Here is a 12500-nt window from a genome sequence, read left to right on the forward strand (position 1 = left end):
CACCACCTGGAACAACGGATGACGCGCCATCGACCGCACCGGCGCGATTTCCTCCACCAACCGCTCGAACGGCACATCCTGATGCGCCGCACCCGCCAACGCCGCCTCCCGCACCCGCACCAACACCTGCGCAAACGACGGATCCCCCGACAGATCCGCCCGCAACACCACCGTATTCACAAACAACCCCACAAGATCATCCAACGTTTCATCAACCCGACCCGCATGCGCCGAACCAATCGGAATATCCACCCCCGCACCCCACCGCGACAACAACACCGCCAACGACGCCTGCCACACCATGAACACCGTCACCCCACACGCCCGCGCCACCTCCACCAACCGCGCATGCAACCCCGCCGACACCTCCACCGGCGCCTGAAAACCCCGATGACTCGCCACCAACGGACGCCCCCGATCAAACGGCAACGCCAACTCCTGCGGCACCCCCGCCAACACACCCCGCCAATAACCCAACTGCCGCGACAACCTACTCTCCGGATCCGACTCATCCCCCAACAACCGCCGCTGCCACAACGCAAAATCCGCATACTGCACCGGCAACGGCAACCACCCCGGCACCCCACCCCCACACCGCGCCGCATACGCCACCGACACATCCCGCGCCAACGGACCCATCGACCACCCATCACCCGCAATGTGATGCACCACCACCACCAAAACCCCACCATTCACCAACACCGCCCGCAACGGCACCTCCACCGACACATCAAAAGGCCGCCCCACCACCTCCGCCACCACCGCATCCACATCCACCGACTCCACACACTCCAACCGCCAATCCAACTCCGCCACACCCAACACCCGCTGAAACGGCTCCCCATCCACCACCGGAAACACCGTCCGCAACACCTCATGCCGACCCACCACATCCCGCAACGCCCACTCCAACGCATCCACATCAACCGCGCCGGACAAACGCGTCACCACCGGCATGTTGTAAGCCGAACCGGCCCCCTCCAACTGATTGATGAACCACAACCGACGCTGCCCGAACGACAACGGCAAACGCTCCGGCCGCTCCCCCGCCACCAACACCGGCCGGGCAGAACCACCCTCACCCAACCGCCCCGCGAAGGCCCTCGGCGTCGGCGCCTCGAACAACACCCGCAACGACAAATCCACCCCCCAAACCGACCGCAACCGACTCAACAACCGCACCGCCAACAACGAATGCCCACCGAGAGCGAAGAAGTCGTCCTGGACACCGACCCGGGGCAGACCCAACACATCCGCGAACATGCTGGCGACCAATTCCCCCCGGGCGTCCAACGAGGTCCGCGCGCCGCCGATGGCGAAGGCCGACGCCGGCAGCGCCCGACGGTCCAACTTTCCGTTCACGGTCACCGGCAACGCGTCAAGGACCACCACCGCCGCCGGGACCATGTACTCCGGCAACCGCTGCGCCGCGAACTCCCGCACCCCACTGCCGTCCCCACCGACGACGTAGGCGACCAACCGGTCGTCCCGCACGATCACCGCTGCCTGGGTCACGTCCGGATAAGCGGCGACGGCGGCCTGCACCTCGCCCAGCTCGATCCGGAAGCCCCGCAACTTCACCTGCTCGTCGACCCGACCCAGGTACTCCACTCGTCCGTCGACGGCCCAGCGCACCACGTCACCGGTGCGGTACATCCGCTCCCCCGGCCCGCCGTACGGGCACGCCACGAAACGCCCGGCGGTCAGGCCTGGCCGGCGCAGGTACCCCCGCGTCATGCCGGCCCCCGCCAGGTACAGCTCACCGGGCACCCCGGTCGGTACCGGACGCAGCCGGGAGTCCAGCACGTAGGCCCGGGTGTTCGCGACCGGCCGGTGGCCGATGGCCTGGCGTCGGTCCGCGCCGTCGGCCCAGAGCGCATCGACGGTGAACTCGGTGGGCCCGTACATGTCGACGGTTGACCGGACGTCGGAGCGGCGCAGCAGCTGCCACAGCTCGTCACCAACGCCCTCGCCGCCGAGCATGAGAACCGACAGCGGGGTGGACAGCAGACCATCGGCGACCAACTGCTCGGCGTACGTCGGCGTGAGGTCCAGCACGCCGATGCCTTCGTCCGCGATGTAGCGCACCAGAGCGGCCGTGTCCCGCCGCAGCTCGTCACCGATGAGGTGCAGCTCGTGGCCGCCCACCATCCACAGCAGGCCCTCCCAGGAGGTGTCGAACGACAGCGACGCCGTCAATGCGACCCGCAGCCGCTCGTTCGCCGATGCCATCACGCCCGACCGGTGGAAGGCATACAGGTTCTGCAACCCACCGTGGGTCGCCAGCACGCCCTTCGGCCGACCGGTCGACCCCGACGTGTAGATCACGTATGCGGCCTGTCCCGCCGCGATCGGCACCTGGGGCGCCTCGGCGGGCAGGCCCGCGAGTTCGGCGGCGACCTGGGCGTCGTCCAGCAGCACCGTCGGCATGTCCAACGCGGCGCGAGCAGCGGCTCGACTCGACGTCAGCACCACTACTGGCGCCGCGTCCGCGATGATGAAGCCGATCCGCTCCGCCGGATACTCGGGGTCGATCGGCAGGTACGCGCCGCCGGCCTTGAGCACTGCCAGGAGTGCGACGACCACCTCCGGGCCCCGCTCCAGCAGCAGACCGACAACTGATTCCGGCCCCACCCCGCGGGCGGCGAGCAGCCGGGCCAGTCGGTTCGACCGCTCGTCCAGTTCGGCGTACGTGAACGTCGAGCCCTCGCACACCAGCGCCGTCGCGTCCGGCGTCGCCGCGGCCTGCGCTGCGAACACCTCCGGCAGTAGCGGCGCCCCCACGGCGCTCTGGGTGCCGTTCCACTCCACCAGTAGCCGGTGCTGCTCGTCCCCGTCGAGCGAATCGACGGCGGCGAGTGCGGGGGGCTGCGCGGCTTCCAGGGCCGCGGTCAGGTTGCCGGTGGTGGTGGCCAGCAGCCGGGCCACCGCCTGCGGATCGATCGGGGCGACGGCGTCGACGGTGATCCCAAGGCTCTCGCCGTCGTCGTCCACCGAGACGGAGAGCGGGTAGTTGTCGTACTCACGGGCGTACACCACGGCTATTCCGTCCAGCCCGGTGTCCACCGGCTCGGCGTGCCCCGGTCCGGTCTCGCGGGAGGAGTTGTGCCGGTAGTTGAGGATCGAGGTGAACAACGGCGCTTCGCCCTCGACGGCACTGGCCCGCTGCGCGGCGGCCAGTGATGCGTGTTCGTGTTCCAACAGGCCGGCGAGTTGGTCGCGCATGACGCTGACGGCGTCACGGGCGTCGACGCGGTCGGTGCGCAGCCGGACCGGCAGTGTGTTGATGAACGGTCCGGGTACCCGGCCGGCGCCGGCGTCCATCCGGCCGAACAGGACGGTGCCGAAGACCACGTCGGCCCGGCCGGACAGCACCGCGACGGTGCGCGCCCAGGCGACGTGCAGCAGCGTGGCCGGGCTGGTGCCGAGCGAACGGGCCACGATCCGCAGGCGGTCCGTCACCGCGGCGTCCAGCCTCTGCCGGACGGTGGACTGGCTGGTGCCGTCGCCGCGCACGTCCAGGACCCCGTACGGGGCGGTCGGCTCGTCAACGTCGCCGAGCAACTCGGAGAAGTACCGCTCATGTTCCTGAGCGCTGACAGCGGTCCGGGTTCGCGCCACGAACTCCCGGAACGGCACCACCGGCGGCAGCGCGTCATCGCGCCCGGCCAGCACCGCGCCGACTTCGGAGATGAGCAGGTCCAGGCCCATGTGGTCCTGCACCATGTGGTGCACCCGCACCAGCCCCAACCACTCGTCACCACCCTGCAACGCCGCCGTGTGCACCTCGATCAACGGTGCCCTGCCCAGGTCCAGCACCGAGCCGGTGGCCTCCACCAACTCCGCCACCGGGTCGGGCCCGCCGACCGGCGTCTCGGTGACGGGCAGCGTGACCTGCCGCCACACCACCTGCACCGGCGAGTCCAACCCCTGCCACACGATCGACGTCCGGAAGATGTCATGCCTGTCGATCACCCGTTGCAGCGCGCCGAGGAACGCGTCGAGCAGCTCCCGCGTGTCGAAACGCAGCACCGTCGGCAGCGAGTACGCGTCCTGACCGTCCTCGGCCAACAGGTGATGGAACAGCAGCCCTTCCTGCAGCGGCGCGAGCGGATAGACGTCGGCGACGTTCGCCGCGCCACCGTCGACCGTCGCCACCACCCGATCGACCTGCCCCTGGGTGAGTTCCACCAGCGGCAGCATCTCCGGCGTGATCGCCGTGACATCCGCGGGAATGGCGTTGTCCGGCACCACCACCTCGACACGACCGGCCACTACCGCGGCCAACCCCGCTGCTGTCGGTGTCTGGAACAACGCCCGCACCGGCACCGACAGCCCTCGCTGCCGCAACCAGTCCACCAACCGCACCACAAGCAGCGAATGCCCACCCAGAGCGAAGAAGTCGTCGTCCACGCCCACCGCCGGCAACCCGAGCACCTCGGCGAATCCCGCGCAGAACAATTCCTCCCGCGCGTTAGCCGGACCCCGTCCCACACCCACACCCGCCGCGAAGTCCGGCGCCGGCAGCGCCAGGCGGTCCAGCTTTCCTACCGCCGACAACGGCAACGTCTCCAGGACCAGCACCGCCGCCGGGACCATGTACTCCGGCAGCAGGGTGGCCGCGTGCGCGCGGACCCGCGCCGGCAGCCGATCCCCCTCGACGCCGGCCGCCGGTACGACGTAGGCGACGAGACGTTTCTCGCCGGTGGTGTCCTCGCGGGCGAGCACGGCGGTCCGGACCACGTCTGGATGCCCGGCGACCACGGCCTCGACCTCGCCGAGCTCGATCCGGAACCCACGAATCTTCACTTGATCGTCGGTGCGGCCAAGGTAGTGGAGTTCCCCGTCGGCGTCCCAACGCACCAGGTCGCCGGTGCGGTACATCCGCTCCCCGGGGGTGAACGGATTCGCGACGAACCGCTCGCCGGTCAACGCCGCCCGCCCCAGGTAGCCCCGCGCCAGGCCGGTGCCCGCCAGGTAGAACTCGCCCGCCACCCCGACCGGCGCGGGCGACAGCCCGCCGTCCAGCACGTACACCCGGGCGTTCGTCACCGGTCGGCCGATCGGCGGGGTGCCCTGCACCGGGCCGGTGGAATACCACTCGGTGGCGTAGACGGTCGCCTCGGTCGGGCCGTATATGTTCGCCACCCGCGCCCCGGGCAAAGCCGTACGCACCTCTGCCACCGTCCGCGCCGTCAACGCCTCACCCGCCAACACCACAGTGCCCACCCGCGCCCGCACCCCGTCGCCGAGCACGCGCGCCAACGCCGACGGCACCGCACTTACCAGACTCAGATCCCAGGTCCGGTCCCGTTCGGCCAACGCCAACAGGTCCGCCACGATCTCCACGCTGCCGCCACACACCAACGGGCCGAACAGCTCGAACACCGACACGTCGAAACTCAACGACGTCGACGCCAGCACCCGCGCGAAGTCCGCCTCACCGAACCGGTCGGCCGCCCAACCGACCAGATTCGCCAAGGATCGATGCTCGACCACCACACCCTTGGGTTGGCCCGTCGACCCCGACGTGTAAATCACGTAGGCCGGGTGAGCTCCCCGCACCACCGACCGCGCCGACCTCGCCGCGCCGCCAGGCAGATCCCCGAGGAGCAGTCGCGCGACCCCCGGCGGCAACACGTCCTGCACCGCGGGCGACGTCACCACCGCCACGGGCGCCGCGTCCGCCACCACGAACGCCACCCGCTCCACCGGATAGCCGGGATCGATCGGCAGGTACGCCCCGCCCGCCTTCCACACCCCAAGCACCGCGACCAGCAGATCCATCCCGCGCGGAAGGCACACGCCCACCACCGACTCCGGCTTCACCCCGCGCGCCAGCAACACCCGCGCCAGCCGCTCCGCCCGCGCGTTCAACTCGGCGTACGTCAGCGACTCGTCACCGGACACGGCCGCCACCGCGTCCGGCGTCCGGGCCACCTGCGCCGCGAACAACTCCGGCACGGTCGCACCCACGGACCCCACCGCCGTGCCGTTCCACTCCACCAACACCCGGGACCGCTCGGCCTCACCGACCACGTCCACCGTGCCCAGCAGTGCCTTCGGATCAGCAGCTACCGCCCCCAGCACCCGCACGAACCGGTCGACCAGGAGTCGTGCGGACGCCTGGTCGAACAAGTCGGCGGCGACGATGACGTTGCCGCGCAGCCCGGCCGGGGCACCGTCGGCGTCGAGCACCTCCTCCAGCGCGAACTCCACGTCGAACTTGGCCGCCACCGAACCCGGTCTGCCCCAATCCACCCGCAGGCCGGCCAGGGCGGGCGCCTCGCTCCGCGGGCCAGCACCGAGAGTGACGTTGTTGACGGTCAGGAGAACCTGAAAGAGCGGGTGGCGGGACAGCGAACGAGGCGGCGCCAGCTCCTCCACCAGCCGGTCGAACGGCACGTCCTGGTGCTCGAACGCCTCCCAGCTGGACCGACGGACCCGAGCCAGTAGCTCGGTGAACGTGGGGTCACCGGACAGGTCGGTACGCATCACCAGGGTGTTGACGAAGAAGCCGACGAGATCGTTGAGAGCCTCGTCGGTCCGTCCGGCGAAAGCCGTACCGATCGGGATGTCCGTGCCCGCGCCCAGCCGGGACAGCAGCACCGCCAGCGACGCCTGCAGTGCCATGAAGACAGTGACGCCCTCGGTCCGCGCCAGTCGCGTCAGAGCCGCGTGCGTCTCGGCGGGCACCTGCACCGCCAGGCGGTGACCACGGTCGCTGAGAATCGCCGGCCGGGCCCGGTCGAACGGCAGGTTCAGCTCCTCCGGCACCCCGGCCAGGGTTCTGCGCCAGTACGCGACCTGACGGCACAGGAGGCTGGTCGGGTCCTGCCCGTCACCGAGGAGCTCACGCTGCCACAGCGCATAGTCGGCGTACTGCACCGGCAGCGGCGCCCAGTCCGGGGCACGCCCGACCAGCCGCGCCTCGTACGCCTGTGACACGTCCCGGAGCAGCGGCCCGACCGACCAGCCGTCCGACGCGATGTGATGCAACACGAGGGTCAGCACGTGCTCGTCCGGCGCCAGGGCGAACAACCAGGCCCGGATCGGCGCCTCGCCGGCCAGGTCGAACACGTGAGAGGTGGCCGCCAGCACCGCCGCATCCAGCCCCTGATCCGTGGCCGGGACGACGTCGAGATCCCAGCCCAGCTCGTCCAGGCCCAGAATGCGTTGGTACGGCTCACCGTCACTGACGGTCAGGACGGTCCGTAGCACCTCGTGCCGGTCGAGGGTGTCGCGCAGCGCCTGGCGCAGCGCGGCCGGGTCCAGTTCGCCGTGCAGGCGCAGCACCAACGGAGGAAGGTTGTAGAGGGTACTGGGCCCTTCGAGTTGTTCGATGAACCAGAGTCGACGCTGGGCGAACGACAACGGAATCATCCGTCTCCTCCTAGCGATGCAGCGGCCGCCGGGTCGGCACGGCTGATCAGGCTCGATGACGTACGCCGGAAGTTCCTTGACCTGTGGCGGACGCCAACGCCCGGGCCGTGGCACAGACCGCGCCGCACCGGCGCGTTCACGAGCCGGTGCCACGCAGGGCGGCGCTGCCCACTATGGCCCACCCGGCATATTTGATCCATCAATCGGGCTGGGAAGCGAAGACACCGCGGTGGGACGTCACGGGCTGCCGCCCAACCGGCCGAGGCCGTTCAACTGCCGCAACACCACGGTTGAACGCCGCACCCGTCAGCGGTGCGGACACCGCGGGCGATCACCCGGGGTGTTGTCCTTTCCGGCGGCAGACCCGCAGGATTGTCGTGCGCGCGTACCCCCGCACCTTTCACTGTCGTCCCGGCACAGCCCGCGTCGCCCGAGCACGATCAGGGTCGCTCGGATTGGGGTTCCCGCGCGTCTCCGCCCAGCCTCTATACGGCGGTCGCCGGTTCGAGTCAAGAGCAAGGGAGCCCGATGGCCGACGCAATGACGCCCCTCTCTTTCGCGCAACTGTCGTTGTGGGAACGGGCGGCGCCGAACCGACGCGCCTCGGATCTGACGGTGCCGCTGGTGCTCCGACTCACCGGCGAGCTTGATCCGGCCGACCTCGCCGCGCGCCTAGGTCGAGTGATCGACCACCACGAGGCGCTGCGGGTACGCATCGTCGACGACGCCGAGCCGGCACAGACCGTCACCGACGGGTGGACCGTACCGGTGCAGGACCGTCTCTCCGGTGAGAGCCTCGACGCGACGGTCGACCGGGTGCTGCGCGAAGAGACCGCCCGCACCTTCGACCTGACCGCCGGTCCGCTGTTCGCACCCCGGATCGTCCGGCTGGCGCCCAAGGATCATCTGCTGGTCCTGACGGCGCACCAACTGGCCGCCGACCCGGGCTCGATGCGACTGATCGCGGCCGCGCTCACGGCAGATCCGATGGGTCCGACGGTCTCGTTCCTCGAGACGCTCATGGCGTACCGCGAGGGGCTGCGCAGCGACGGCGTCACCGCGCATCGTCAGTACTGGAAGAGTGTGCTGGCGACCGCGCCGCACCTGCTGGAGCTGCCGCTGGACCGGGTCCGGCCGGCGGTGGGCCGCGCCGTGACGTCCCAGGTGGCGTACCGGTTCTTCGGCCGGTCCGAGCTGAGCCGGCTCGCCGAGTCTTGCTCGGCCGATCTGTTCGCCGTGCTCAGCACCGGCGTACAGAGCCTGCTCGCGCGGGTGTCCGGCATGGACGACTTCGTGCTGGGCACGCTCCCCGCCGCTCCCGACGTCGTCGGCCGGCTCGTTGAGCCGGTTCCGCTGCGCTGCGACCTGACCGGTGACCCGACGGTCGCCGAGGCCGTCGCCGACGCTCACCGGGTGCATCGCGACGCGGTGGCGCATGCCCACATCCCGTTCGCCGAGATCGTCGAGCTGGCCGGGGTCGGTTCCGGCGGTGGCCAACACCCCCTGTTGCAGACGATGGTGACGCTGCACGAGCCCATCGCAGCGGCCTTCGCTCTGCCCGGGGTCGCCGTGTCGCGACTGTTCAGCAATCCGCCACGCTCGGCCTTCGACCTCACATTCGACTTCACGGTGGAGGACGCGGCCGTGGAACTGTGTCTCGGCTACTCGCCCGACCTCTGGAACCGCACCACCGTCGAACAGCTGGCCCGTTACCTGGCGACGCTGCTCAGGGGCATGGCTGCCGAGCCCGATCGGCCGCTGGGCGCGGTGCCGATGGTGTCGCCGGGCCAGGCCGGCGTGGTCGGCACCGTCCAGGTGAACGGGGACGATCCCACCCTGCTGCACGAGCTCGTTCTGGCACAGGCCTCCGCGACGCCGGACGCGGTGGCCGTCGAGTTCGGCGACCGGTCCGTGTCGTACCGGCAGCTGGTCACATGGGCGGATCTGCTGTCCCAGCGGCTCACCGAGGCCGGCGTGGGGCCCGAGTCCCGCGTCGGCGTCTGTCTGGAGCGGTCAGTGGAGCTGGTGGTGGGCCTGCTCGGCGTGCTGATGGCCGGTGGGGCCTATGTGCCACTCGATCCGCTGTACCCGGCTGAGCGGCTGGCCTTCATGGCTCGCGACGCCGAACTGACCGCGGTCCTCACCACCGGGGAACTGCGGGCGCTGGTAGTCGGGAACGACGTAGCGACGCTCGAGGTGACCACACCCGAGGTCCCACCGGCGGCCGCGCTGCCGACTGCGCGGGCGGGTGTCTCGCCTGAGAACGTTGCGTACCTCATCTACACCTCGGGCTCCACCGGCGTGCCCAAGGGTGTGGCGGTGACCCACCGTAACCTGGTCAACCACATGCACTGGATCACCAGCCGGTTCGGTATCCGGTCGGACGAGCGGGTGCTGCAACGCACGTCGTTCAGTTTCGACGGCTCGGTCTGGGAGTTCTGGATGCCGCTGATGATGGGCGGCACCCTTGTGGTCCTCGAACCGGATCGGCACGCCGACCTCGGCTACCTGGTCGATCACATGGAACGGCACCGGGTCACCACCGCGCAGCTCGCCCCGCATCTGCTCTCGCTCTTCCTCGATCAGGACCTCCGAGGCCGGACCCCGACATTGCGGAACATCTTCACCGGTGGCGAGCAGCTGGCCGCCGACGTGCCGCCCCGGGCGGCGGCGTTCGGTCCCCTGCTGCACAACCTGTACGGCCCGACCGAGGTCACGATGAACGCGGCCGCGTGGACCGTCCGGCGCCATGAGATGCCACCGGTGCCGATCGGCGTACCTGTCGACAACGCGTTCCTCTGTGTGGTCGACAGGTACGGCGCGCTGGTGCCCACCGGGGTCGTCGGTGAGCTGTTGGTCGGTGGTGCCGGCGTCTCGCGGGGCTATCTGGGCCGAGCAGCGCTGACCGCCTCCCGGTTCGTCGCGGACCCGTTCTCCGGGCTGCCCGGCCAGCGGCTCTACCGCACCGGCGACCGGGTCCGGCGCCGGCCAACCGGTGAGTTCGAATTCCTCGGCCGGGTGGACGACCAGGTGAAGGTTCGAGGTTTCCGGGTCGAGCTGGGTGAGATCGAGTCCGTCATCCGGGCCAGTCCGGACGTTGCCGAGGCAGTCGTCGTCGCGGTGGGTGAAAGGGAGGCCGCCCGGCTGGTGGCCTACGTCGTACCGGCTCGCTGAGCCACACCCGCGTCCCCCCGATGGCCTCCGCCCGATGGCGGGGGCCATCGGTCCGTCCGGGCCGGTTGCCTCGTCCACGTGCTGCGACCCCGGGACACCGTCGCGGCGGTCGTCGATCCGGCGGCGGGATAGCCTACCTGCGTGCCTCGGAAGCGCGTGACCGGAGGGGTCGATGCTGAGATGACGGTAGGGCGGCCGATGCCGACGCAGGACGAGGTGCTCGGGTACTTCGACACGCTGTCGAACTGGGGGCGGTGGGGCGACGACGACGAGCGCGGGACGCTGAACCACATCACCGACGACGTTCGGCTGGCGGCGGCGCGGGCCGTACGGCACGGCAGGAGTGTGTCGTGTGCGTGGGAGGTTGCCGTACCGGCAGAGCTGGAGCGGTCGACGACGGCGTGCCCGTGCGCCGCCGACATGCCAGGTGCCGAGAACATGCCGGAACACTTCCACGCCGACCGGCGCTGGGGCTTCTCGTCCGAGCGGCTCGGCATCTCGTTCCACGGCAACACCATCACCCACCTTGACGCGCCGTGTCACATCTTCTGGGACGGCGCGATGTACAACGGGCGGTCGCACTCGTTCGTCGACGCCGCGACGGGCTCGGCGTGGGCGGCCGTCACGGCGGCCGCGGACGGGATCGTCACGCGTGGCGTTCTGCTGGATGTCGCGGCGGCCCGTGACGTGTCGTGGTTGGAACCGGGGCAGGCGGTGTTTCCCGACGACCTCGAGGAAGCCGAGCGTCGCCAGGGTGTGCAGGTGCGACCCGGTGACGCGGTGCTCCTGCGGACCGGCTATGGCCGCTTCCGGCATGAGAACGGGGCGGCCAGCGGTTTCCGGCAGGCCGGTTGGCACGCGTCGTGCCTGCCGTGGCTGCATGAACGGGGGGTGGCGCTGATCGGCGCTGACACCCCCCAGGACGCTCAGCCGTCGGGGTACGACGACGTGTTGATGCCGGTCCACGCCGTGGGTCTCGTCGCGATGGGTCTGTGGATTCTCGACAACTGCGACCTGGAGGCCTGCGTGACGACTGCCGCCGAACTCGACCAGTGGGATTTCCAGCTCGCAGTGGCTCCGGTCCGCTTCGCTGGTACGTCCGGTAGCCCGGTCAACCCGATCGTCACGTTCTGACCGCGGTTCACGAGGGCTCGGCCTGGACGGTGCTCTGCGCGCCGTCCGCCTCGCTGCTGGCCATCGACTGAGGCCGGCGGGGAGCCGGAGATCGGCCGTCGGGCACGGTCCGCATGCTCTCCGGGGGCCCCGCCTCGTGGTGGGGGCCACCGGTTCGTCTGGGCCCGTTGGCCGCCGCCGGCCTGGGCGCTGTCCGGCGCGCCCAGGCCGAGCTGTCAGGTGTGGGGGCCGCGGCGCATCGGACGCAGGGCCGCGCGGCTGGACGGCGTGTCGCCAAGCCTGCCGGCCAGTTCGGCGACGGTCGGCGCGTCGAGGAGAACGGGCAGCGCCAGGTCGACGTTCAGCTCAACCCGGACCCGGCTGACCAGCCGCACAGCCAGCAGCGAGTGCCCACCCAACGCGAAGAAGTCGTCCTCGACGCCGACGTGGTCCAGGCCCAGGACGTCCGCGAAGAGAGCGCACAGCTTTTCCTCTCGCGCGTTCGCCGCAGGCCGGCTGGACCCGACAGCCCCGGCGAAGTCCGGCGCCGGGAGCGCCCGACGATCAAGTTTTCCGCTGCTGGTCAACGGCAACGCGTCGAGGACGACCACTGCGGCGGGGACCATGTACTGCGGCAGCCGCTGCCCCACGAACTCCCGCACCCCAGCACCATCACCCACGACGTACGCCACCAACCGGTCATCCCGCACGACCACCGCCGCCTGCACCACCTGCGGATGCGCCGCCACCGCCGCCTGCACCTCACCCAACTCGATCCGCACACCACGAACCTTCACCTGATCATCCGTACGACCCAGGTAATCGAGCTC

The 12500-nt window shown here is 70.3% G+C and carries 4 protein-coding genes; 2 read left to right on the forward strand and 2 right to left on the reverse strand.

Going from position 1 to position 12500, the window contains the following annotated elements:
• The coding region (locus tag GA0070216_RS33355) for a non-ribosomal peptide synthetase (RefSeq protein ID WP_141723298.1) at positions 1 to 7497 on the reverse strand (7497 nt) is incomplete at its 3' end.
• A 414-nt stretch (positions 7498 to 7911) separates the two neighbouring features.
• Here GA0070216_RS33355 and GA0070216_RS33360 point away from each other — a divergent pair.
• Positions 7912 to 10557, forward strand: a complete 2646-nt coding sequence (locus GA0070216_RS33360; protein ID WP_091254883.1) for a non-ribosomal peptide synthetase — start codon at positions 7912 to 7914, stop codon at positions 10555 to 10557.
• A 156-nt stretch (positions 10558 to 10713) separates the two neighbouring features.
• Positions 10714 to 11691 carry a cyclase family protein gene (locus GA0070216_RS33365; RefSeq protein ID WP_245722902.1) on the forward strand — a complete coding sequence of 326 codons (978 nt, stop codon included), beginning with the start codon at positions 10714 to 10716 and terminating at the stop codon, positions 11689 to 11691.
• A gap of 215 nt (positions 11692 to 11906) precedes the next feature.
• Here GA0070216_RS33365 and GA0070216_RS33370 read toward each other — a convergent pair.
• Positions 11907 to 12500 (reverse strand): phosphopantetheine-binding protein (locus GA0070216_RS33370; protein WP_141723299.1); only part of this gene is annotated, 594 nt, incomplete at its 5' end.

The organism is Micromonospora matsumotoense, from assembly GCF_900091525.1.
In the GTDB taxonomy this organism is placed as follows: domain Bacteria; phylum Actinomycetota; class Actinomycetes; order Mycobacteriales; family Micromonosporaceae; genus Micromonospora; species Micromonospora matsumotoensis.